Origin of the sequence: Clostridium felsineum DSM 794 (assembly GCF_002006355.2) — a bacterium.
GTDB lineage: Bacteria > Bacillota > Clostridia > Clostridiales > Clostridiaceae > Clostridium_S > Clostridium_S felsineum.
The window spans coordinates 2,446,148-2,470,003 of record NZ_CP096980.1 but is presented as its reverse complement, the minus strand read 5'-3'; the positions used below and the strand labels follow the sequence as shown (position 1 = coordinate 2,470,003).

The window sequence follows — 23,856 nt, the reverse complement described above, 5'->3', positions numbered from 1 at the left end:
AAGCTTCAGTATGACCTACAAATAATCCGCTTTTCTCTCCTCCGCAAAATAAATTATCAATACCTTTTACTTTCATATCATTTGTTCTTGGAGCAACGGACAAATATCTTATGGAATTACCCTTTCCACCTGCATAAGGATCTATATATTTAACTTTTTCTAATCCTTTTATTTTTCTAAGTTTTTCTAATGGGTAAAAGGAAGTCATTAGCTTAGCATTTCCAGTATCTAGCAAAATCACGTTTTCTGCAAATTCTTTAAGTGCGTATTGTTGACATACCTTTAGTTTTAATTTATCGAAATTTATATCTTCAGGTGGTACTTTTAATATAACAACTCCTTTTTCATCAAGTTCCTTAACTATTTCTGGTGATAAAGTATCTTTACTTAACTTACAGGAACCACTAAAAGCACCAGCAATATCATCCTCTCTTTCACCTCTTAAGTCGTCAACACCAGCTCTTTGACTTATACTTACACGTGGACCAAAGGAAGGGCATCTTAATATACACATTGAACAACCATTTCCATATTTAAGACAATTACCCATAGGACCTGTAGAACCTGTTGTTTCTATAAAAACATCACCTTCTATATAACTCCCATCTGATAAAAAGATTCCTTCTATTTTATTTTCAGTCTTCTTTACATCAATTACTCTTTTTAATAAATTTATTTTTATTCCCATATGAGTTAAGTATTCTTTTACTGCTGGTTCTATTGTATTTACATCATATAGCCATGCATGTTCATGTCCAGGAAAATCAATATTTTTATGCCTTGTATTTGCATCAGTTATATTGATAAGATCTCCAGCACCAAGTGCAATTAACTCTTCTGCAGCAGTATAACGACCGTTATTTCTCATAAGTCCACCTACATTTCCCAAACCTAAAATCATATCGGTCTTTTCATATATTGAAACATCTGCACCAGCTTTTTTGGCAGTTATAGCAGCAGCAGATCCAGCCCATCCAGCACCTATAATTATAACTTTCATTAAAAATTACCTCCGAATAATTATTAACTAAATACTTCTAAGACCTTTAAAAAGATATCTTGGATCTATTTGAACCTTACACATTCTTTTAATTTTATCATCATTGTATACATTAGTGCAGGCTCCACAAATACCTTCTCCACAGCACATTTTTGCATTATTTGAACATGATATTTTAACATCTTCACTTACAATTTCTAGAATGTTACTTGTTAGTATATTGGGTCCAGAAGTATGAATTAAATTTACTTTATTAAATTTTAAAAAATTTAGTAAAAAGTCTTTGAAATCATAATTAAGCTCTCCATTGTTATTGAGAGTATTGAAATTATAGGTTTCAGAACTAAAAGCTTCAAGATATTTATTTATGAAGCTATTCTCAAATTTTCCTTTGTCTGAAATAACAACAACTTTATTTCCGTTAGAATATAATTTTTTTATTACAGGTACTATAGGTGCCTCACCAATTCCCCTTGCGATTACAAGAGATATACCTTCTTTGGCTGAATACACGTTTTTTAATCCTAAAATACCGTTCCAGTAAGGACCTCTTAGGACAATGTTATCATTTTCATTTAAATCGGTAATATTTTTTGTTTTAGTTCCCCTTACTTCAATTACTACTTTTATTACATTTTCATCAGATGAGGCTTCCATAATAGAAATTGGTGAACTATAATAACGTGAACTTTTAGGTGATCTTAAAAAAACGTAACTTCCAGGATAAAGCAGTTCCTCTGTAAGTTTTTTCTTTGTAAGAATTGTAAATGAAACTAAGTTGGCATCAAGCAATTCTTTTTTTAATACTTTACAGACATACTCACTTCTTCCGATTTTAGCCTTATTACCATTCCAAGTATATTCTTGGTATATGCAAACACCTTTCCAGTTTGTACAATCACAAAAATCTTTTCCTTTTAGTTGAGAACAAAGTATACAGTTGCCTGATTCAGCAAGGTGGCATGGACAGTATTCTGTTCCTGAATCGATACAATCTATTATTTCATAATTCAATATAAGCACCTCCAGTATGTGAGAGCATGAATAAGCCTCAATATTAACATATTTATACATCTTGAGAATTGTTACAATAAATGAAACTTTAAAATAAAGTAGTTTTATTATAAAATAATGTAAGAAAAGATTATAATATAGTAATTATAAACTTTTATGTGGATAATTTATATGATATAATAATTATTATTAATAAGTTGTTATACATTATTATAAGGAGGTGAATTTAGTCAGTATTATAAAATCTGGCTAAAAATATGAATTACAATTTAAAAGATATAGAAAAAAATCCATGGCTTATAGAAAAAGTAGATAATCAATATGAAGAGCTTTGCATTTTATGTGTAAAAAAAGCATGGAATACACTAAAGCTTATAAAAAAACCAACAGAAAAAGTTATAGAAAATGCTGTTAAAACAAAAGGATGGGCTATTCAATATGTTAAAAATCCAAGTGAAAAAGTTAGCCTTAAGGCAATTGAAACAGATTGGGATTCTATAAGATATATAAAAAATCCATCTCTTAAAGTAATGATTAAGGCTGTTCAATTAAATTGGGAAGCAATAAAGTATTTAGACAATCCTCCTTTTGAGGTAAAAAAAATTGCAGCAGAAAAAAATGAAGAATCAGTTATGTATTTAGATAATATAAGTGATGATGAGAAGAAGCAATTTATAAAAGCTAATATAAAGGTTTTAAAATATATAAAATTTGAGGACGATAGTACAATTAAAGATATTTTAATTGATAAATTAAATAGTAATGAGGTAGAAAGACAATATGTAGTAGATTTTTTGGAAATAAGAGCAATAAAGATGGACAAAATAAAGTTTATACATAAATATGGAAGTAAAAAGGCCAAGATGTATACAGTAGATTATAAATTGTCAAGATAAGGAGTTAAACATATGAATTTTAAAGAAGCAATGGAAGGTATAAAACTTGTTTTAGAAGCTAAAGGAGTGCCTCTTCTAGTAGGAGAGAGTGGAATTGGTAAAACTTCACTTGTAAAAGAACTTTCTAAAAGTGAAGATTATTATTATGTAAATATAGATGGTAACTTATTAAAAGAAGGAGAAATTGGTGGACTTCCTATAGTTCAGGATTATGAAAACCAAAAAACACTAATTAAAAGAACTGTATATGCAGCTTATTACAAATTTATTGAGATTGATGAAGTTTTGAAAAATAACCCAAATAGTAAAATACTTCTTTTTATAGATGAGATAAATAGGTGCGAACATAGTGTACAGCAAGAAATAATGAATATAATCCTTAATAGAGAGATAAATGGTTATAAATTAAAAGACAATGTTACAGTAATTGCTGCCATGAATCCATCTAGTAAATATGATGAATTTGAAGAAAGTGATTATCAAGTAAATGATATGGACCCAGCACAAGAGGATAGATTTGTGTGGATTTATTTGGACTCAGATGTTAATGCTTGGTTAGAATGGGGATATGAAAATAAGATACATAAAGATGTACTTGGATTTATAGCAAGTTTTCCTGAATATTTAAGCACACCTAATTCAAAGGAATCCATAAAGGCAACTCCAAGAAGTTGGGAGAGAGTTTCTAATATTTATAAAGCATATATAGAAAAAAACAAAGCAGTGTCAAAAAATATTTTTTATAATCTTATACGTGGAAATGTTGGAACTTCAATAGCACAGGATTTTATAAATTATATAGAGGAGAGTAAATATCCAATTATAAGTCCAGAGGATATATTTAAAAATAATGATATAACTTATGAAATAAAAGAAAGAGTGAAAAAGGAGAGTCATTCTAGATTGTTTTTAGCTGCAAAAAATATTCTGTTTCATCTTGAAAGTATAGAAAATAGAGCCACAAAAATAGAACTCTTCTCACAATTTTTAGGACTTTACCCAAATGATCTTAAGCTTGGAATAATGCAAAATATAAAAAGCGATTCCTCAAAAGAGTTATATGATGAGTTCTTAGAAAATGATAGTTTTTTAGAAAATTTTTTTCTTATGTATGAAGGAATAAAGGACTGATTAATTGATGGATAATATAAAAAAGGATCTTTTAAAAAAACTATATGAAATAAAAGAAGGGAATTTTACAGAAGACTTTAAAAGAGAATTCTTAAACTTCATTGAAAAGATAACCTTTGAGTTAATGAATGGAGAAGATAATTTTTTTGCACTTTTTCTGATACAAATAAAAAGAGATATACGAAGTGATATTTCATCAGGTTGTGAAACTAAAGCATCGCTATCGTATTTCACAATGTATTTTAATCCTTATATATTCCTGAATTGTTCTATAAATGAAATGAAGGCACTTATAAAGCATGAGATTTATCATATAATTTATAATCACATAAAAAGAGCTGAGAAGCTTAGCAAAAAATATAGTATGCTTGCTATAAATACAGGCATGGATATTTCTGTTAATCAGTACATTGATTTTTTGCCACCATGGTCCTTAAATATAGAAAATACTAAACGTCAATATAATATAACAGAGCTTAAATATGATAAACCTTTGGAGTATTATGTAAAAGTTATACAAGAGAATATTAACAAGAAGATTAAAAAGAAAAAAGATGGATTAGAAGCGAATAATGAAGCTAAAATATATAGAGAATTTGACGAAATGAACATCCATAAGATATGGAATGAAACTCATGATAAGGATTATGAAAATCAAATAGAAGAGCTTAAGAATAAAATTATAAGAAATGCAGCTAAAGGAAAACTTCCTGCTAAGGTTCAACAGTATGTTGATTATATGAACAGGAAGGCAGAAATCTCATGGCAGGATTATCTAAAAAGGGCGATTGGTACTTTGCCTAAAGGATACAAGAAAACTATAACTAGAAAAGATAGAAGACAACCCTATAGAATGGATTTAAGGGGTAAACTATCAAATCATATAATTAAAATAGTAGTTGCTTTAGATATAAGTGGAAGTATGAGTGATAGTGAAATAGACACAGCAATGATTGAGATCTTTGATATACTAAAAAACAAAAACTACGAATTGACAATTATCGAATGTGACAATAGTGTTAGACGAGTATATAAGGTAACTAAATCTAGGGATATAAAGAAAAAATCAAACACAAAAGGAGGCACTAGTTTCTCACCTGTTTTTGAATATTTACATAAAAACAGAATGGAGGATTGCTTTTTAATCTATTTTACTGATGGTATGGGAGAAAAAGAACTTAAAATTAGAACGAATATTAAAAAGATAATGTGGGTGCTTACAGGATTAAAAGGTGATTTATCTTTAGATAAGAAGTGTGGAGAAGTAAAAAAACTAAAAAATAAGACTGTTGAGATATTGGAACCCTACAAAGATATATTATTTAATAGAGGTGAATGGGTAAATAATGAATGGGCAAAATAATTTTATATTAGGGTTTATAAATAGATAATCAGTATATATAAAAAAAATTAACGCATAATAAAATCGATAAACTTTATATTACAGGAGGAATAATATGAGTAGAAGAAATAATGTTAAAAAATCATCTACAGCTTCTAAGGGAGAAAAATCCGAAAAAGCCTTTAATAAGGCAGCAGAAAGTAAAGTAGATAAAAAAAACATGACTTACACTCAAAAGGACTTCTTTAATGATAAAGTTTAGTAAAATTAGATTTTAAACACATATACACCAAAGTGCTTTTAAGTTAGCATTTTGGTGTATAAATTTTATTCTATGAATCTTTTCCTATACATTGTAGGTATAAATAGCTTATTATAGTTTTCCCATCGGAAATCTTACCATTTTTAATGTATTCTACGAAGGTAGATTTGTCTATCCACATTACTTCAGTTACATCCTCATCATTAACCTTATTTGAAATCAAATCAGATTTTTTTATTTCTATATGATAAAGGTGCAGTATGCTTTTACTAAAACCTAAAATTGGTTTGTACGAAATTATTTTTTGTAAGTCTTTTTTTTCTATTTGTAAATTAGTTTCTTCTCTTAATTCACGGATAAGACAATCTTCTGGAGATTCACCCTCAATATCAAGGCAGCCTGCCGGTATTTCAAGTGTTTCTGACATTACTGCCGGTCTAAATTGTTTCACCATTAAGACATCATTAAATTCATTTGTTATGAAAGCTGATACTGCATCATAATTTTTTAATATATCGTAAGCTTTCCCATTTATATCTCTTCTATAAACTTTGAGCCATCCATCATAAGCTAATTTATCACCCTTCATTTTATGCATCTCCTCAATTTCTAAAATTTTTAAATAGTAAATAAATACCTGCAAGTATCAAAATTATTGGAAATATAAAACCTCTATTAAACCATATAGGTAATAATATTCTAAACATATTAGAAACCGCTGAGAAAATAGATATTACTGCAAGGACAGTAGCAATGATAAGAGTAGGTTTATCTTTAGTTGAAAATATATACGCTTGATATAAACCAACAGCAACAGAAAAAGTATATATTTGCCAACTGATAGCAGATAAAGCATATATATAAAAATATGATTTCGCTATATAGAATATTCCAAGGGTTATTAGTATACCACCTGGTATAAGGTTATTAGAACTTTTTTTGCTAGCAAAATAACTTAAATCTAAAGCGATTCCTATTAGTAGTAGTATAAACCCTATCATGGATTTTGATGAAAAATAGCCGAAGTAATTAAATTTCTGAAAAATAGCTATAACACCAATTAAAACTAATAGACCTCCTAAAAATACATTGGATTTTTTCATTAATAATCATCTCCTCTTATGTCTTATTGTATTTTTATTATACTGCACTTTTAACTAGTTTATCTATGTGTTAATATAAATTGTAGAAAATAATTAGTATATTAATTTTTTAAATACAGAAAGGACATTATAATTAATTTTAGTTAGGTGATTTTTTATGAACAGATATACAAAAGGGGTGTCAAGAAAGAGAGGCCTAAAACCAGGAACTCTAGTACATATAGGAACTGTTACAGGAAAAAAAACAGAAATTCATATTATGGATTACAAAGACGATATTCTCAAGGAAAAAGATACTTATAACATTGAAGATTGTTATAAATATAAAGATACAGATAATATGACCTGGATAAATGTAAATGGTCTTGAAGATATAGCTTTATATCAAAAACTAGGTGAACATTTCGGTATTCATTCTCTTATTATGGAAGATATATTAAATACCAATCAAAGGCCTAAAATAGAGGAATTTGAAAAATACATCTTTATTGTTTTAAAAATGATATATTTTAAAGATGATAAGCTTGTAGTTGAACAAATTAGTATGATTTGTATGCAAAATTTAATTATTACTTTTCAAGAAGCAAGCAAAGCAGGTGATGTTTTTGAAAATTTAAGAACTAGAATAAGAAATCCTAAAGGAAAAATAAGAAAAACTAAAGTAGGATATCTTACATATGCTTTAATTGATTCTATTGTTGATAATTATTTTGTTGTACTAGAGAAGCTTGAAGATAAAATCGAAGGTTTTGAAGAGTCTCTTATGGTTAATGTATCAAATAATTTGTTTAATGAAGTGTATAACCTTAAAAGACAAATGATATATTTATGGAAAGCAGTTTGGCCCTTAAGGGAGATAATAAACACTCTTCAAAGAGGAGAAGTTGATATTATAGAAGACAAGGTTAGTATTTATTTTAAAGATGTATATGATCATACAGTACAGGTTATAGATACTATTGAACTATTTAGAGATATGGTAGCAGGGCTTTTAGATACATACTTATCAAGTGCAAGTAATAAGATGAATGAAATAATGAAATTTTTAACTATTTTTTCAACTATATTTATACCACTTTCTTTTCTTGTGGGGGTTTATGGTATGAATTTTGATTATATGCCGGAACTTAAATTTAAATATGGGTATGTTATTCTGTGGATGGTTATGCTATCTATATCAGGATTTATGTTGATGTATTTCAGGAAGAAAAAGTGGCTTTAATATAAAAAAAGATGATAGGTGATTTTATGGAAGAAAGATTACAAAAATATATGGCTGAATGTGGAGTAGCTTCAAGAAGAAAATGTGAAAAAATGATTGAAGAAGGAAGAGTAGAAGTAAATGGAATAATTGTTACAGAACTTGGTTTTAAAGTTAATCCTGAGAAAGATAAGGTTAGACTTGATAAAAAGGAGATTAAACTGGAAGATAAAAAAGTTTACGCTATTTTAAATAAGCCTAAAGGTTATTTAACTGCAGTTAGCGATTATAGAGGAAAAAAAACAGTAATAGACTTATTAAATTTTAAAGAAAGGGTGTTTCCAGTAGGAAGACTTGATTTCAATACCTCTGGTCTTTTAATTGTAACTAATGATGGAGATATATTTAATAAAATAATGCATCCAAGACAGAATGTTAATAAATGCTATCTTGCAACAGTAAAAGGTAAACCTAAGTTTAAGGATTTAGAAAGTTTAAGAAAAGGAGTAGATATAGGAGGCTATGTAACTAAGGAAGCAGAAGTTACAATGGTATCCTCTACTGAACAAACTTCTGTACTTAAAATAATCATACATGAAGGTAAGAAAAGGCAAGTAAGAAGAATGTGCGGTGCTGTTGGTTTCCCAGTTGAAGAACTTAAGAGAATTTCAATTGGAAAGATAGAACTTAAAGACTTAAAAGAAGGGAATGTAAGAATTTTAAGTAATGAAGAAGTAGAATATTTAAAAAACTTATAGTGCATAATTATAGTTAATTATTTATTAACATCAAACAAATAAAATCTTGAATAAATTGTTATTAAATGCTAAAATGAAATAAAAAATTCATATTTATTTTATGGTTGCAATTATTGTTGTAATCCTAGAAGGGATTGGTATTGTTGGAAGACGAAAAATACGATTTGATGAGAATTATACAAATTAAGTTTCCAAGATTAAGTAAAGGTCAAAAATTAATAGCTGAGTATATCTTAAAGCATTATGATAAAGCAGCTTTTATGACTGCTGCAAGGTTAGGAGTAAGTGTTGGTGTAAGTGAGTCTACAGTTGTTAGATTTGCTAATGAATTGGGCTTTAGTGGTTATCCAAAGCTTCAAAAAGCATTACATGAACTTATAAAAAATAAACTCACTACAGTACAAAGAATAGAATTATCTAATACATTTATTTCTGAAGAAAGTTCACTAAAAGGTGTTCTTAAAGCAGATATGGAAAATATACGAGTTACACTTGAAAAAATAAATCATAATGTTTTTGATGATGTTATAAATAGTATATTTTCAGCAAAACGAATATACATAATTGGTCTTAGAAGTTCAACTGCTCTTGCCGAGTTTTTAGGTTTCTATTTAAATCTAATACTGGACAATGTGTATGTGGTAAGCTATAAAATAAGTGATATTTTTGAACAAATTATAAATATAACTTCAGATGATTTACTTATAGGAATAGGCTTTCCGAGATATGCATCAAGAACAATAGAGGCTTTAAGATTTGCTAAATCAAGAAAAACAAAAGTCGTTGCACTTACGGACAGTCTTCTATCACCGCTTGCAACCGAAGCAGATTATACACTTATAGCACAAAGTAACATGGCATCATTTGTTGATTCACTTGTGGCGCCTATGAGTGTAATAAATGCACTTATCGTGTCCGTAGGACTTAGGGAAAAAGATAGAATTTCAAATGTATTTACTGATTTGGAAAATATTTGGAAAGAATATAAAGTTTATTCTTCTAGAAGTACAGAAGATAAATTTTAAATTTTAGTTTTAGAAGGTGATTTCTTGGCAAAAGTTATTGTAATAGGTGGTGGTGCTGCAGGAATGATGGCAGCGATAACCGCTTCATTAAAGCATCAAGTTATTTTGATAGAACAAAATGAAAAGTTAGGTAAAAAGCTATTTATAACAGGAAAAGGAAGATGTAATATAACAAATTCAATATCTATTGATGAATTTTTTGAAAATATCCCAGGAAATCCATATTTCCTTTATAGTTCTTTATATTCATTTACTAATAATGATTTAATGAATTTTATGGAAGGTTTAGGTGTTAAACTAAAAGTTGAACGTGGAGGAAGAGTTTTCCCTGAATCAAATAAATCTTCGGATATAATTGCAGCTCTAGAAAAAGAACTAAAAAAGAGAGATGTAAAAGTTATTTTGAATTCAAAGGTAACAAATATAGACTTTAAAGGCGATATCATAAAAAGTGTAGTCACAAGCAATAATGAAATTATTAAAGGAGATATTTTTATTTTATGTACAGGAGGGAAATCATACCCTCAAACAGGTTCCACAGGTGATGGTTATAAATTTGCTAAGGATATGGGACACAATATAGTAGAACCTAAGCCATCTCTTGTTCCTATAGAAATTGAGGAAAGTTTTATAGGCGAACTTCAGGGGCTTTCATTAAAGAATGTTAGATTATACATAAAAAAAGATAAAAAAATTATATATGAGAATTTTGGTGAAATGTTATTCACTCATTACGGTATTTCAGGACCCATAGTTCTAAGTGGAAGTAGAGTTGTAAATTATAAGAAAAATCTTAAAGCTGTAATAGATTTAAAACCAGCATTAGATGAAAAGGAACTTGATTTAAGGCTTCAAAAGGATTTTATGAAATATATAAATAAAGACTTTAAAAATGCTTTAGATGATTTACTTCCTCAGAAACTAATACCTGTAATTATAAAATTATCAAAGATAGCAGAAAATAAAAAAGTAAATTTAATTACTAAAAGTGAGAGAAAAAATATTGCAAAGGCAATAAAAGAATTTACATTAACAATAAAAGGACTTAGACCTATTGCTGAAGCTATTATAACCGCAGGTGGAGTAGATGTCAAAGATATTGATCCATCTACTTTAAAATCAAAAAAAATAAGTAATCTTTATTTTAGCGGCGAAATAATAGACGTTGATGCATATACTGGAGGATTCAATCTTCAAATAGCAATGTCAACAGCACACTTAGCAGGTAAGAATATTTAACGAAATTTCCAACATTGCTACATTAATATATATAAATAGAAAAGATGCAGTGAAGTTTTTGCTGTTGTAATGTAAAATATGTTAGAAAAAGCACAAAAAATATGTTTTGTAGAAAAAATAAAGGATTTTTAGGGTAAACCTAGAATAATATTAAGTGGTGTTTCAACAATAAATAATCAATTTGTAATATCTTACAGCAAAGAGAAAGGCGGAATTAAATTGAGATTAAATATAGCAATAGATGGACCTGCCGGTGCTGGAAAAAGTACCATAGCTAAACTTGTTGCTAAAAAGTTTGGACTTATGTATATTAATACAGGTGCTATGTACAGGGCAGTTACCTTAATGGCTATGAGAAAAAATATAAAAGCATCAGATGTAAAAAATTTGTGTGATCTTATGGAATCGCTTTCTATGCATTTTGAAAATGACAAGTTAATAGTTAATGAAGAAGATGTTAGTGAAGAGATACTTTTACCGAAAACTAGCCAAAATGTATCAAACTATGCGTCTATATTAGAAGTACGAGAAAAGCTTGTGCATTTACAAAAGGAAATGGCTGGAAGATATGATGTTGTTATGGATGGAAGGGATATAGGAACTGTTGTTTTAAACAATGCACCTTTTAAATTTTATTTGACAGCCACTCCTGAAGAAAGAGCAAAAAGAAGATATAATGAATTAATGGAAAAGCATGTAAAAGTATGTTATGATGATATATTAAATGATATAATAAAAAGAGACCATATTGATTCAACAAGAAAAATAAATCCACTTACAAAGGCTAAAGATGCCGTGGAAATTGATTCCTCATCTATGGGGATAACAGAAGTTGTAGATTATATTGTTAAATATATAGAAAAGAGACTATAAAACATTAAAAATTAAAGGTGGTTAAGTTTGTAAATGCGAAAGGTTATACTTGCTGAAAAAGCTGGTTTTTGTTTTGGAGTAAAGAGAGCTGTTGATATGGCAATTTTAACTCAAAAGAAATATAATAAAAAGATTTATACCTTAGGTGAGTTAATTCATAACAATGATGTAGTTAATAAGCTTAAGAATAGTAGCATATATCCTATTGAAATTAAAGAAATAGATAAATTAAAAGAAAACGATGTTATACTTGTGAGATCACATGGAATTTCTAAAGAAGTATATGATATGCTCTTAGCTAAGGGTCTTACTGTAATTGATGCAACTTGTCCATTTGTAAGTAAAATTCAAGAAAAAGTTAGAAAGTACAGTGAACTTGGATATGATATAGTAATTGTTGGAGATAAAAATCATCCAGAGGTAATTGGAATCAATGGTTGGTGCAATAATAAAGCCATAATCTCTAAAAAGGGAGAAGGCTTAGAAGATATTGGCTCAAAGGTTTGCATTGTTTCTCAAACTACAGAAAAGCTTGAAAACTGGGAAAAAGTTTTAAGTGAAGTTGAAAGTAAAGTAGATGAAGTTATATCTTTTAATACAATATGTAATGCTACATCGGAAAGACAAAAAATAGCGAATGATCTTTCTGAAAAAGTAGATGTTATGGTTGTTATTGGTGGAAAACAAAGTTCAAATACAACCAAATTATACGAAATATGTAAAGCTAATTGTAAGGATACTATTCATGTAGAAAATTCGGGCGAAATACCTGAGAACATATTAAAAAATAAAAACAGTATCAACATAGGTGTAACGGCGGGAGCTTCAACACCTGATTGGATTATTGAGGAGGCAATTAATAAAATGAGTGAAAATCAAATTTCAAATGAGACAAATAATGAAATGGCTGATGCAATGAAGTTTATAGCTGAAAATGAAGAGAAAATTTATGTTGGTGCATCGGTAACGGGAGAAATTATTCAGGTTTCTGATAAAGAAGTATTTTTAAACATAAATTATAAAAGAGATGGAATAATACCTAAAAGTGAAATAGATGATGATGGAAAAGATTTAAAAGAATTATTTACAGTTGGAGATAAAATTGTAGCAAAAATTATAAAATTAAAAGATGCGGACAATTATGTAGTATTATCAGTAAAAGAGCTTCAAAGAGAACAAGGATATAAAGATATTAAAGATGCTTTTGAAAATAAGACTACTCTAAATGTTGTAGTTAAAGAAGATGTAAAGGGTGGAGTAATTGCTTCATACAAAGGTATAAGAGTATTTATTCCAGCATCACATGTAGAATTATTTCATGTTGATAATCTTAAAGAGTATATAGGAAAAAGTTTTGAAGTAGCAATTATTGAATACTCAACAAAGAAAAGACAAACTAAAATAGTAGCATCTAGAAGAGCATTATTAAGTAGGGAAAAAGAAAAAGTAGAAGAAACCGTTTGGAATAAATTAGATGAAGGGCAAATAGTTGAAGGTGAAGTTAAGAGATTAACTGATTTTGGTGCTTTTGTGGAAATAGAAGGTGTAGATGGACTTCTTCATGTATCTGAAATATCATGGGGAAGAGTTGAAAAGCCTGCAGATGTTCTTAAAATAGGAGATAAAATTAAAGTATATATATTAAGCATAGATAAGGAAAATAAAAAGTTATCATTAAGTATTAAAAAATTGACTGAAAATCCTTGGAGTAATGTAGAAGAGAAATATCCTGTAGGTTCTGTTGTACTTGGTAAAGTTGTTAGATTTGCAGACTTCGGTGCTTTTGTAGAGCTTGAACCAGGAGTTGATGGTTTAGTTCATATTTCAGAAATAAGTCATAAAAGAATAGCAAAACCATCAGATGCCCTTGAAATAGGTGAAGAAATTAAAGCGAAAATATTAGAAGTAAGTTCTGATGAAAAGAAAATAGGTTTAAGTATAAGAGAAGTTGAAGAATAAAATATCAAAAATAAGGTTTCCTATAGAGAAGCCTTATTTTTTTGATAAAATTTACAAATCTGAATTAGAAACAATAGTAAAAAGGTAAATTAATACTCTTAATTATTTAAAATATTAATATTATATACTTGAATATAAAATAAATAAAAACTTTAGTAATATTAAGGGTTTATAATGTAATACTATAGTAATGTAATGGTTTTCAAAAATACTTTTTAAAATATAATAATTAAAAATTAGCAATTACATCATTGAAAAATTAAATTTTAGTTGTATAATTATGGTATAAACAAAAAAGCTATAGACGTAAAATTATTAAACCATAAATTTTTATTTCTCAATGATACTGTTAATCTGTTTCTTCTAGCGTCTAATTATTTGAGTTATAGTAAGTAAATTTCTATAACAATATAAAAATTTCACACATATGTGCTCTGAAGATATTAAACTTTAGTTGTCTTTTAAAATTTATAAGTGTATTGGGAGTGTTACATATGAACGAAATTGATATAATTATTTTAAAATTATTAGAAATTCAAGAATCAATAAATAAAAATATTGATTCTTTTGAAGACAAAAAGAAAAGAGAGGTTTAAAGACTCTCTTTCATTTGAAGTTTTAATTTTATTTCCAATTCTAAAGATGCCCATATAAGCTTTTTTGCTTCATCAGTTATCTTTTCTTTGGTAATTTCTTTTTTTTTAATTAAAGAATTTATAAGCATATTTGTTGTTTCTAATTCAGAAAGCTTTTTGATTTTCTTTGATCCAATCAACTCCGAAATAGGTTTGTTAAAATAAGAGGAAATTTTTTTTGCTGTTTCCGCACTTGGCGACCTTCCTTTTTCAAGGTGAGATAGCGTTCCTCTTGTTATATTCAATACTTTAGCATAATCTTTTTGAGTCATGCCTTTATTAATTCTATCCGTTTTTAGTAACTCCATTAACTCCATTGTTACTGTACCCCTTTCATCTAAGCACATAATAGCACATTTGTTACTGTTATTCAAAATGCTATTACTTTAAAAAACATTGAAAAACGAAGTATATTAAACTTATTCTTCATATATCACCATAAAATGTATAGATACAAATTGCGCTTATTTGCGCTACGAAGTATAATAAAATCACAAGGATAATAACCATACATTAGTAAAAAAGTAATACCTTACAAAGTGGAGGTGAAAAAAATGTTAGGGGTTATATTTACGTGCATGCAAGGAATGTCAAGTTACATGTTTGGTAGTTGGGATACTCCTCTTATGGTTTTAATATTTTTTATGATAATAGACTATTTGGGGGATATAGTAATTTCAGCTGTTGAGAAAAAATTAAATTTCAGGCAATGTTACATGGGTATTGCAAAAATATTATCTATATTAGTGGTTATTATTGTAGCAGTTTTATTAGATAGACTTGTGAATAAAGGAACTTGGCTTTTTAGGACGTTTACATGCTATTTCTATGTAGCTAATGAAGGAATAAATATTCTTGAAAATTGCAGTAAATTAGGACTTCCAATGCCTGAAAAACTTATGAGAACATTAGAAGATTTAAAAAATAAGTGATATTTAAACTATATTTAGTTTGAATTTTATTTAAATCGAAAAGCAATTGGGTTTCGATTTTTTTTTGGGCTCTAAAATGTAATTTAGAATATAATTATTTCTAAGTGCTAATTTATGTTTTGTTATAATATATTCTATTGTATACATTTTTTAGGGAGGAGATATTATGAGCGAAACAGAAAATTTAGTCATAGAGATAAAAGATAGAGAATTAAAAATGATTAAGAGAATATTAAGTAATTATGATTTAAAATTAGTTCATATAAAAAAAATAAGAAGCATATATAAAATAAAAACAGAGACAAATACTGTTTGCTTAAAAAAAATAAGTCATGAGTTTAAAAAAGTAGAAAATGGGAATTATTTAGTAAGAGAACTTGAAAAAAATGAGTTTCATAATTTAGCTAGGTATATTGCAACAAAAGAAGGAAAACTCATAGTGTCCTATAAGAATCTTGCTTTTTATCTCATGGAATGGGTAGATGGCGAGGAGTGTAATTTAAATGATATAAATGAGGCTGTTAAAGCAGCGAAGCTCTTAGCTAAATTTCATTTGGCAACTCAAAAAATAGACCTTCATAAAATCAAACTAAAAAAAAGCAATTCGAAAAATTGGGTTAATAGCTTTACGAAATCCATTCATGATATGGAAGAATTTAAAAAGATAATAGAAGGTAAAAAGATAAAAAATAAATTTGATTTTATGTATGAAGATCTTATAGATACTTATTATGATAGGGGACTTTTTTCTATAAAAATACTTAATGAGTCATCTTATTTTAATATTATGAAAAATTTTAATTTTAAAAAAACAGTATGCCATAATAGTTTCTATTATCAAAATATAATAAAAAATAAAGATATGTACTATATAATAGATTTAAATAGTATAATAATAGATTTACCAATAACAGATTTAGGTAAGATGATAAGAAGATTAATGAGTAAAAATGAATATATGTGGGATTTTGAGAAAGCAAAAACCATAATCGAAGGATATAATTCAGTAAATAAATTAAGCAAAGATGATATAGAAATAATGTTAGCTTTAATAGTCTTTCCACATAAGTTTTGGAAATTAGGCAACAAGAGATATGTAAAGCATAAAAATTGGTCTGAAAACAAGTATATAAATAGATTAGATAAAATTGTTTCAAATAATAAATATGAAAATAATTTTATTCAAAACTATATTAATTACTCAGTTGAATATCAGTAAAATTATAAAATTTAATTGACATAAAAATTCATAAATTCTATACTTAAATTAATAATGAATATAATAAGAGGGTATTATGTTTACTTGTGAAAAATTGAATGATAAAAATTTGGGTTTGTTTATAGAGTTTAACAAAAAGAGAAAGTATTTCAATGTGTTAAATAAAGATTTTTTTGCTGTATATAATAAAACATCATTAATAAAAAGATTCTTTATAAAGAAAAATGTTAATATTTTAAAGTTTAATAAAGAATATGCTGGATACGCTTGGTTAGAAAAGAAAAATAAAAACACTATTGAAATAAAGGCAATGTATATTGAAAAAAAATTTGGACTAAAAAGAGAGATTTATAATACGTTGTTAGATTTTTTTAATACAGGATGTAAATTCTCATATAAATGTGAAAAGAATGATTATAATTATTTTGTGCTAAAAAATTTAGGATTTAATATAGTTAGAGGAAATATGGAGTTAAAAAAAGATCTTGAGACCATTAATTTTGTAGAAAAGCCAAATGATATAACTGTTGAAAATTTCGTAAAATCACGAGATGAAAATATAAGGTGTTACATTCAAAATAAAATATTTGATGCAGAAGGAAGAATACCGCTATCTATTGAAGATATATACTATGATGAGACTCAAAAATATTATGTTGATGATGGATCCTTTTTCTTATGTAAAAATGGATTTAAAATAGGCTATGGTCAATTTATATTAGAGTATAATAATATTACTATAGTGAATTTTGGAATAATAGAAGAATATAGAGGCAAAGGGTATGGGCGCTACTTTTTAAGTTACATATTAAATGTATTAAGAAATAGAAATTATAAAACCGTGTATATAAAAGTAGACATGAATAATATTCCAGCTATAAATTTATACATTAGTATGGGATTTGTAAAAGAAATAGAGTACCTTAAATTTGAAAAGAATAATAAAAAGTAGAATATACATTAAAACATAGGGTTTCCATCATATAATTTATTTTATGTGGAAACCCTATAAACGTATAAGGGTTTGTAATTATAAATTTAAAAATTTCTATTTCAAATTCAATATTCCTTCAGTTGGTACGTGATATGATGTAGCACTAACTAATTTAATATTTCTGTGATTATTGAAATAGCCTATATCACATATGCAGTTGCATCTAATCAAATCTTTCTCAGCTTGTTTATCGTTATTTTCTAATAACTTAGCATCATACATATTAAAACCCCCTTTGATTTATTTCATTAATATTATTTTCAGTTTCAAATTAATTATTCAAATTTTAAAAATCAGATTATATGTTTTTTTGATTTTATTCACAAATGTATGATATAATATTTAACTGATATTTTATAATTAAAAATAATATACGTAAGCTTAAAACCAGGAGGAAATTATGGATAAAAATAAACTATTTTTCATAGAAACGTGGGGCTGCCAGATGAATGCTGAAGATTCTGAGAAGCTCGCAGGAATGCTTAAAGAATTAAACTACAATGAATCAGACAATAGAGAAGATGCAGATTTAATAATATTTAATACATGCTGTGTTAGGGAAAATGCAGAGTTAAAGGTATACGGTAATTTAGGGGTATTAAAAAAGTTAAAGGATAAGAATCCTAATCTTATAATCACCGTGTGTGGATGCATGATGCAGCAAAGAGATATGGCTGAACACATAAAAAAGAGATTTCCTTTTGTTGATATAGTTATGGGAACTCATAATACACAAATGTTTCCCCAATATTTAAAAAAGGTTGAGAACGAAAGAACTTCTGTAGTTGAGATATGGGATAAAGAAGAAGGTATTGTGGAAGGCATGCCTATACATAGAAGTTATGATATGAAAGCATTTGTAACTATCATGTATGGCTGTAACAATTTTTGTACCTATTGTATAGTTCCATATGTAAGAGGAAGAGAAAGAAGCAGAAAACCTGAAGATATAGAAAATGAAATTAAAGAACTTGTTAAAAATGGGTACAAGGAAATCACTCTCTTAGGTCAAAATGTTAATTCATATGGAAAAGGCTTAGAAGAAGAAATAAATTTTGCAGGTCTTTTAAGAAGACTTAATAATGTAGAAGGTCTTTTGAGAATAAGATTTATGACATCCCATCCTAAGGACTTAACGGATGAAGTTATAGATGCAATAGCTGAATGTGATAAAGTATGCGAACATATTCATCTTCCAGTTCAATCCGGTTCAACTAATTTGTTAAAGAAGATGAATAGATGTTACACAAGGGAAGATTATATAACTCTTGCAAATAAAATAAAGACTAGAATAAAAGATGCGGCTATAACTACAGATATTATAGTAGGCTTTCCTGGAGAGACGGAACAAGATTTTGAGGATACTTTAAATCTTGTAAAAAAAGTAGAATATGATTCAGCATTTACTTTCCTTTATTCAATAAGAGAGGGTACACCAGCTGCTGAATATACAGATCAAATTCCAGATGATATTAAACACAAAAGATTCAATAGACTTCTTGAGACCGTAAATTTAATAAGTGAAAAGAAGAATAAAGAGTATGAAGGTAAGATTGTAGAGATTCTTGTAGAAGGCAGAAGCAAACATGATAATACAAAATTAATGGGAAGAACAAGAACCGGGAAGCTTGTTAATTTTAAAGGCGCTGAAGATTCTATAGGAAAACTTATAAACCTTAAAATAACTAAGGCTCAAGCTTTTTCTTTAGTGGGAGAAGAAGTTTAAATTTACTACGAGATTGAGGGATGATTAATATGGGTATATCTCCTATGATGCAACAATATTTATCTATTAAAGAAAATTACAAGGACTGTATTTTGTTTTTTAGAGTTGGTGACTTTTATGAAATGTTTTTTGAAGATGCAGAAATGGTTTCAAGAGAATTAGAATTAGTACTTACAGGTAAAGATTGTGGTATTGAAAAGAGGGCTCCTATGTGTGGAGTCCCTCATCATGCATATGCTATTTATGCTAGTAAACTTGTTTCTAAAGGGTATAAAGTAGCAATAGCAGAACAATTAGAAGATCCAGCTGCATCTAAAGGAATTGTAAAAAGAGATGTTATAAAAGTTCTTACACCTGGAACATATACAGATTCATCTTTTCTTGAAGATACGAAAAACAACTATATAATGTCTTTATTTATTAATGGACAGAATTTAGCTATGTGTTTTGCTGATATATCAACAGGTGAGTTTAACTGTACAGAGGCGGAACTAGATCTTGAAATTTTGTTGAACGAAATTTCAAAGTTTGCGCCTAAGGAAATTGTTCTTCAGCAAAGTGTAAGTGATAAATTTATAGATAAAATAAAAGAGCGATTTGATATTGTTTATAATAGATTTGAAGATGACTATTTTAAAGAATATAGAAACGAAAACTTAAAGGCTCAATTTTCAAATTATGCTGAAGTTAATATGACAGACATTCTTAAAAACTCAGCTAACGGTCTTATAAAATATATAATAGATACTCAGAAAACTGCTCTTACTCATATTGATGAACTTCAGAGATATGAAATAGTTGATTTTTTGAGCATTGATATAAATTCAAGAAGAAATTTGGAACTTACAGAAACCCTTAAAGACAAAAGTAAAAAAGGATCTCTTCTTTGGGTGCTTGATAAGACCAGTACAGCTATGGGTGGAAGACAAATCAGAAAATGGATAGAAAGACCTTTAATCGATGAAAATAAAATAAAATTAAGGCTTGATGCTGTAGAAGAAATGTTAACTAAGGTATCCTATAATGAAGATTTAAAAGAAGCATTAAAACAAGTATATGATATAGAAAGATTAGCAGGAAAAATATCAACCAAAAGTGTAAATGCAAAAGAAATGATATCTTTAAGAGGATCCATAGAAAAATTACCAACAATAAAAAATATAATTAAAAATTTTAATTCTGATCTTCTGATTAACATGGAAAATAATTTAGATGACCTTAGTGATATATATAGTTTGTTATATGAATCTATAAATGATAATCCTTCACTATCTATAAAAGAGGGAAATATAATAAAAACTGGATATAATAAAGATATAGATGACCTAAGACTTGCTAAATCACATGGAAAACAGTGGATTGCATCACTTGAAAATTCAGAAAGAGAAGTTACTGGAATAAAATCACTTAAAGTTAGTTATAATAAGGTTTTCGGATATTATATAGAAATTACAAAATCAAACTTAGGTTTAGTACCCGAAGGAAGATATATACGAAAACAAACATTAGCAAATAGTGAAAGATATATAACACCAGAACTTAAAGAAATGGAAGAAAAGATTCTAGGTTCTGAGGAAAAGCTAGTTCTTTTAGAATATAATGTCTTTTCAGAGATAAGAGAAAGAATAGAAAAAGAAATAGATAGGATAAAAAGTAGTGCTAAAATATTATCAGAACTTGACTGTATCAGTTCTTTTGCAGATGTAGCAAGAGAAAATAATTATTGCAAACCCATAATAAAAAATGATGGGATGCTTTCTATAAAGGGAGGAAGACATCCTGTTGTAGAAAAGGTTATTGCTAATGGTAATTTTGTAGCTAATGATACAGTAATAAATAATTCTGACAATACAATGATGCTTATAACAGGACCTAATATGGCTGGAAAATCTACATATATGCGTCAAGTTGGGCTTATAGTTCTTATGGCTCAAATAGGCTGTTTTGTTCCTGCCTCTTCTGCTGAAATATCAATATGTGATAAGATTTTTACTAGAATTGGTGCGTCAGATGATTTAAATGCAGGAAAAAGTACCTTTATGGTTGAAATGTGGGAAGTATCTAATATACTTAAAAATGCCACCCAAAATAGTTTGATATTGTTAGATGAAGTAGGACGTGGAACAAGTACTTATGATGGACTTAGTATTGCCTGGGCTGTTATAGAATATATCTGCAAAAGTAAAGAATTAAAATGCAAAACCCTTTTTGCAACTCATTATCATGAACTTACAAAACTTGAAGGTAAGATAGAGGGACTTAAAAACTATTCTATTGCAGTAAAAAAAGTGAATGATGATATAATTTTCCTAAGAAAAATAGTAGCAAAGGGAGCAGATGAATCTTACGGTATTGAGGTTGCTAAAATTGCAGGTCTTCCAGAAGCTGTTTTAGTACGTGCAAGAGAAATACTTAAAGATTTAGAAGAAGAAAAATCTAAAACTTCAGAAATTAAAATGGAAGTTAAAGAAGAAATTAAATCCGTTGATAAAACAGAAAAGGTTACTAAAGAAAATAAAAACGATTCTTATCAGATAGATTTTAACTATGTTGAAAAAGAAAATATTTTAAGTGAACTAAAAAATACTGAGATAATGGAAATGAATCCAATAGAATGTATGAATAAACTATATGAATTTGTAAAGCGTGCTAAAAAACTTTAGATTAAGAAGGTGAAATTTTGCGAATAAATATTTTGAGTGAAGATACCTCAAATAAAATTGCAGCTGGAGAAGTAGTAGAAAGGCCATTTTCTGTTGTAAAAGAGCTTGTAGAGAACAGTATTGATGCTGGAGCTAAAACTATTAATATTGAAATAGAAAACGGCGGAAGAACCCTTATTAAAGTCCTTGATGATGGTTACGGTATAGATAAAGATGATATAGAAAAAGCTTTTATGCCACATGCAACAAGTAAGATATCAAAGATTCAAGATATATATTCTATAAGCACCTTAGGATTTAGGGGGGAAGCACTTCCGAGTATTGCTTCTGTATCAAAAACCACACTAAAGTCTAGAACTAAAGAAAATGAATTTGGAAGAGAAATATCTATAAGTGGTGGAAGTATTGATTATGTTAAAGATTGCGGAACTAATATAGGAACAAATATTGAGGTACGTGATTTATTTTATAACGTTCCTGCAAGAGAAAAATTCTTAAAATCTACAGCAAAAGAAGCCTCTTCTATTTCAGATATAATAAATCGTTTGGCTTTAGCACATACTGATGTTTCTTTTAGATTAGTTAATAACGGTAAGAGAGTAGTTACAACGTACTCAACAGACAATTTATTAGATACTATAAGAGCCATATATGGTAAAAAAATATGTGATAATGTTATAAGCTTTGAACGTCATACAGATTTAGTATCAGTTCATGGGTATGTAGGAAATGCTGAAATAAGCCGTGGTAGTAGGAACAATCAGAGTATATTTATTAATAAGCGATATATAAAAAATAAATTAATAACTGCTGCTGTTGAAAATGCAGTTAAGTCTTTTATGATGATAAATAAGTTCCCTTTCTTCGTAATATTTTTAGATATATTTCCTGAGTTTGTAGATGTAAATGTGCATCCAACAAAATCAGAAGTAAAGTTTCAAAATGAAAGAGACATATTTAAAATTATCTTTGATACAGTACATGAAGGAATTAAAAACAGCTTAAAGGAATCTTTTAAAGTTGAAGAATTAGAAAAAGAAGAAGATAAGCTTTCTGATTTAAAGGAAGAAGTAAAGGTAAATAATTATAAAGAAGAATTAATTCAAAGAGACAATTTTAATAATGAGATACCTAAAGTACAAGTTCAAATACCCATAGATTTAAAAAGTAGCATTAAAAGTAAAAGTATTGATGAGATAGCTATAGAAAATACTAATTTTAAATCTGTAGAAAAAGATATAATAAAAGAAAACTCCCAAGAAAAAGAGAGTTATGATATAATTACTAGTAAGATGCCTAAGTTTCCTGAACTTAGAATAATAGGGCAATTTAATAATACTTATATTTTAGCCGAGAGCTTTGATCAGTTATATATAATAGATCAACATGCAGCTCATGAAAAAATACTATTTGAACGTTATAGAGAAGAAATTAAAACCAAAGGGGTTGTATCACAAATTTTAATTACTCCTTCTGTAGTAGAATTAATTCCTGAAGATTTTCTTTATTACGACGAAAATAAAGAAGTATTTAAAAGTGCTGGATTTATTATTGATTATTTTGGAGATAATACTGTTGCAATAAAAGAGGTTCCGTTATTCTTGGGAAAACCTCTTGTAAAAGATTTGTTTTTGGAAATAATTGATAATTTAAAAAACATGGGAAGTGGTGAGACAGCTGACGTTAAATATAGAAGCATTGCAACAGCTGCTTGCAAATCAGCTGTTAAAGCATATCATGAGCTTACACACGATGAAATGAAAAGTTTAGTAAGAGATTTAAGATTTGCTGAGGATCCATTTAATTGTCCACATGGACGCCCAACTATTATAAAATTAACAGTAAATGATTTTGAAAAGAAATTTAAAAGAATTCAATAGAATT

The 23,856-nt window shown here is 27.9% G+C and carries 21 protein-coding genes and 1 pseudogene; 16 read left to right on the top strand and 6 right to left on the bottom strand.

Annotated features, from left to right (window positions below; all coding sequences use genetic code 11):
• Window position 1: 1 nt before the first annotated feature.
• A pseudogene (locus tag CLFE_RS11645) lies at window positions 2-1,000 on the bottom strand (FAD-dependent oxidoreductase); the annotation flags it as partial.
• Between the two features lie 27 nt (window positions 1,001-1,027).
• The gene (locus tag CLFE_RS11640; RefSeq protein ID WP_077834026.1) at window positions 1,028-2,014 is read right to left on the bottom strand and encodes a sulfide/dihydroorotate dehydrogenase-like FAD/NAD-binding protein; all 987 of its coding nucleotides are present in this window, start codon (window positions 2,012-2,014) and stop codon (window positions 1,028-1,030) included.
• Window positions 2,015-2,271: 257 nt separating this feature from the next.
• Here CLFE_RS11640 and CLFE_RS11635 point away from each other — a divergent pair, with 257 nt between their 5' ends.
• The 4 genes from CLFE_RS11635 (at window position 2,272) to CLFE_RS11620 (ending at window position 5,645) form a co-directional block, all read left to right on the top strand.
• Window positions 2,272-2,910: a nucleoside/nucleotide kinase family protein gene (locus tag CLFE_RS11635; protein ID WP_077892558.1), complete on the top strand. Its 639-nt coding sequence runs from the start codon at window positions 2,272-2,274 to the stop codon at window positions 2,908-2,910.
• Between the two features lie 12 nt (window positions 2,911-2,922).
• Complete coding sequence (locus CLFE_RS11630) at window positions 2,923-4,041, top strand: AAA family ATPase (RefSeq protein WP_077892559.1); 1,119 nt, start codon at window positions 2,923-2,925, stop codon at window positions 4,039-4,041.
• Between the two features lie 7 nt (window positions 4,042-4,048).
• A complete protein-coding gene (locus CLFE_RS11625; RefSeq protein ID WP_077892560.1) occupies window positions 4,049-5,404 on the top strand; it encodes a vWA domain-containing protein in 1,356 nt (451 codons plus the stop codon).
• Window positions 5,405-5,498: 94 nt separating this feature from the next.
• Window positions 5,499-5,645, top strand: coding sequence for a hypothetical protein (locus CLFE_RS11620; RefSeq protein ID WP_139355766.1), 147 nt, complete (start codon window positions 5,499-5,501; stop codon window positions 5,643-5,645).
• A 70-nt stretch (window positions 5,646-5,715) separates the two neighbouring features.
• On the opposite strand, the gene CLFE_RS11615 is transcribed toward CLFE_RS11620, so the two are convergent.
• Together CLFE_RS11615 and CLFE_RS11610 are read right to left on the bottom strand one after the other, a co-directional pair.
• Entirely contained in the window at window positions 5,716-6,234 is a 519-nt protein-coding gene (locus tag CLFE_RS11615) for an NUDIX hydrolase (protein WP_077834022.1), read from the bottom strand.
• Window positions 6,235-6,247: 13 nt separating this feature from the next.
• Window positions 6,248-6,748, bottom strand: a complete 501-nt coding sequence (locus tag CLFE_RS11610) for a hypothetical protein (RefSeq protein WP_077892561.1) — start codon at window positions 6,746-6,748, stop codon at window positions 6,248-6,250.
• Window positions 6,749-6,905: 157 nt separating this feature from the next.
• On the opposite strand from CLFE_RS11610, the gene corA reads away from it, so the two are divergent.
• The 6 genes from corA (at window position 6,906) to CLFE_RS11580 (ending at window position 13,803) form a co-directional block, all read left to right on the top strand.
• Window positions 6,906-7,970, top strand: a complete 1,065-nt coding sequence (gene corA, locus CLFE_RS11605) for a magnesium/cobalt transporter CorA (RefSeq protein WP_077892562.1) — start codon at window positions 6,906-6,908, stop codon at window positions 7,968-7,970.
• 26 nt (window positions 7,971-7,996) lie between these two features.
• Window positions 7,997-8,707, top strand: a complete 711-nt coding sequence (locus tag CLFE_RS11600) for a pseudouridine synthase (RefSeq protein ID WP_077892747.1) — start codon at window positions 7,997-7,999, stop codon at window positions 8,705-8,707.
• Between the two features lie 143 nt (window positions 8,708-8,850).
• A complete protein-coding gene (locus CLFE_RS11595; protein ID WP_077834037.1) occupies window positions 8,851-9,732 on the top strand; it encodes a MurR/RpiR family transcriptional regulator in 882 nt (293 codons plus the stop codon).
• A gap of 24 nt (window positions 9,733-9,756) precedes the next feature.
• Entirely contained in the window at window positions 9,757-10,971 is a 1,215-nt protein-coding gene (locus CLFE_RS11590; RefSeq protein WP_077892563.1) for a BaiN/RdsA family NAD(P)/FAD-dependent oxidoreductase, read from the top strand.
• 219 nt (window positions 10,972-11,190) lie between these two features.
• On the top strand, window positions 11,191-11,844 hold the full coding sequence (cmk, locus tag CLFE_RS11585; RefSeq protein WP_077892564.1) for a (d)CMP kinase: 654 nt from the start codon (window positions 11,191-11,193) through the stop codon (window positions 11,842-11,844).
• Between the two features lie 33 nt (window positions 11,845-11,877).
• A complete protein-coding gene (locus CLFE_RS11580) occupies window positions 11,878-13,803 on the top strand; it encodes a bifunctional 4-hydroxy-3-methylbut-2-enyl diphosphate reductase/30S ribosomal protein S1 (RefSeq protein WP_077834016.1) in 1,926 nt (641 codons plus the stop codon).
• Window positions 13,804-14,395: 592 nt separating this feature from the next.
• Here the strand turns inward: CLFE_RS11580 and CLFE_RS11575 are convergent.
• Window positions 14,396-14,755, bottom strand: coding sequence for a helix-turn-helix transcriptional regulator (locus tag CLFE_RS11575; protein WP_077834015.1), 360 nt, complete (start codon window positions 14,753-14,755; stop codon window positions 14,396-14,398).
• A 237-nt stretch (window positions 14,756-14,992) separates the two neighbouring features.
• On the opposite strand from CLFE_RS11575, the gene CLFE_RS11570 reads away from it, so the two are divergent.
• From CLFE_RS11570 to CLFE_RS11560, 3 genes are all read left to right on the top strand, one after another.
• Window positions 14,993-15,370: a phage holin family protein gene (locus CLFE_RS11570; protein WP_077834014.1), complete on the top strand. Its 378-nt coding sequence runs from the start codon at window positions 14,993-14,995 to the stop codon at window positions 15,368-15,370.
• Window positions 15,371-15,536: 166 nt separating this feature from the next.
• On the top strand, window positions 15,537-16,589 hold the full coding sequence (locus CLFE_RS11565; RefSeq protein ID WP_077892565.1) for a CotS family spore coat protein: 1,053 nt from the start codon (window positions 15,537-15,539) through the stop codon (window positions 16,587-16,589).
• 76 nt (window positions 16,590-16,665) lie between these two features.
• Complete coding sequence (locus tag CLFE_RS11560) at window positions 16,666-17,541, top strand: GNAT family N-acetyltransferase (RefSeq protein WP_077892566.1); 876 nt, start codon at window positions 16,666-16,668, stop codon at window positions 17,539-17,541.
• A gap of 96 nt (window positions 17,542-17,637) precedes the next feature.
• Here the strand turns inward: CLFE_RS11560 and CLFE_RS11555 are convergent, their stop codons facing one another.
• On the bottom strand, window positions 17,638-17,805 hold the full coding sequence (locus CLFE_RS11555) for a hypothetical protein (protein ID WP_139355765.1): 168 nt from the start codon (window positions 17,803-17,805) through the stop codon (window positions 17,638-17,640).
• A gap of 178 nt (window positions 17,806-17,983) precedes the next feature.
• Between CLFE_RS11555 and miaB the strand changes: the two genes are divergently transcribed.
• The 3 genes from miaB to mutL are packed head-to-tail and all read left to right on the top strand — an operon-like array spanning window position 17,984 to window position 23,852.
• On the top strand, window positions 17,984-19,309 hold the full coding sequence (gene miaB / locus CLFE_RS11550) for a tRNA (N6-isopentenyl adenosine(37)-C2)-methylthiotransferase MiaB (RefSeq protein ID WP_077892567.1): 1,326 nt from the start codon (window positions 17,984-17,986) through the stop codon (window positions 19,307-19,309).
• A gap of 29 nt (window positions 19,310-19,338) precedes the next feature.
• A complete protein-coding gene (gene mutS, locus CLFE_RS11545; protein ID WP_077892568.1) occupies window positions 19,339-21,972 on the top strand; it encodes a DNA mismatch repair protein MutS in 2,634 nt (877 codons plus the stop codon).
• Between the two features lie 17 nt (window positions 21,973-21,989).
• A complete protein-coding gene (mutL, locus tag CLFE_RS11540) occupies window positions 21,990-23,852 on the top strand; it encodes a DNA mismatch repair endonuclease MutL (protein ID WP_077834009.1) in 1,863 nt (620 codons plus the stop codon).
• The last annotated feature ends 4 nt before the right edge of the window (window positions 23,853-23,856 follow it).

Excerpts from the sequence above, each read along its gene's own strand:
- CLFE_RS11635 (WP_077892558.1), top strand. The coding sequence starts at position 2,272 with ATGAATTACAATTTAAAAGATATAGAAAAAAATCCATGGCTTATAGAA.
- CLFE_RS11630 (WP_077892559.1), top strand. The coding sequence starts at position 2,923 with ATGAATTTTAAAGAAGCAATGGAAGGTATAAAACTTGTTTTAGAAGCT.
- CLFE_RS11625 (WP_077892560.1), top strand. The coding sequence starts at position 4,049 with ATGGATAATATAAAAAAGGATCTTTTAAAAAAACTATATGAAATAAAA.
- CLFE_RS11620 (WP_139355766.1), top strand. The coding sequence starts at position 5,499 with ATGAGTAGAAGAAATAATGTTAAAAAATCATCTACAGCTTCTAAGGGA.
- CLFE_RS11615 (WP_077834022.1), bottom strand. The coding sequence starts at position 6,234 with ATGAAGGGTGATAAATTAGCTTATGATGGATGGCTCAAAGTTTATAGA.
- CLFE_RS11610 (WP_077892561.1), bottom strand. The coding sequence starts at position 6,748 with ATGAAAAAATCCAATGTATTTTTAGGAGGTCTATTAGTTTTAATTGGT.
- corA (WP_077892562.1), top strand. The coding sequence starts at position 6,906 with ATGAACAGATATACAAAAGGGGTGTCAAGAAAGAGAGGCCTAAAACCA.
- CLFE_RS11600 (WP_077892747.1), top strand. The coding sequence starts at position 7,997 with ATGGAAGAAAGATTACAAAAATATATGGCTGAATGTGGAGTAGCTTCA.
- CLFE_RS11580 (WP_077834016.1), top strand. The coding sequence starts at position 11,878 with ATGCGAAAGGTTATACTTGCTGAAAAAGCTGGTTTTTGTTTTGGAGTA.
- CLFE_RS11575 (WP_077834015.1), bottom strand. The coding sequence starts at position 14,755 with ATGGAGTTAATGGAGTTACTAAAAACGGATAGAATTAATAAAGGCATG.
- CLFE_RS11570 (WP_077834014.1), top strand. The coding sequence starts at position 14,993 with ATGTTAGGGGTTATATTTACGTGCATGCAAGGAATGTCAAGTTACATG.
- CLFE_RS11565 (WP_077892565.1), top strand. The coding sequence starts at position 15,537 with ATGAGCGAAACAGAAAATTTAGTCATAGAGATAAAAGATAGAGAATTA.
- CLFE_RS11560 (WP_077892566.1), top strand. The coding sequence starts at position 16,666 with ATGTTTACTTGTGAAAAATTGAATGATAAAAATTTGGGTTTGTTTATA.
- CLFE_RS11555 (WP_139355765.1), bottom strand. The coding sequence starts at position 17,805 with ATGTATGATGCTAAGTTATTAGAAAATAACGATAAACAAGCTGAGAAA.
- miaB (WP_077892567.1), top strand. The coding sequence starts at position 17,984 with ATGGATAAAAATAAACTATTTTTCATAGAAACGTGGGGCTGCCAGATG.
- mutS (WP_077892568.1), top strand. The coding sequence starts at position 19,339 with ATGGGTATATCTCCTATGATGCAACAATATTTATCTATTAAAGAAAAT.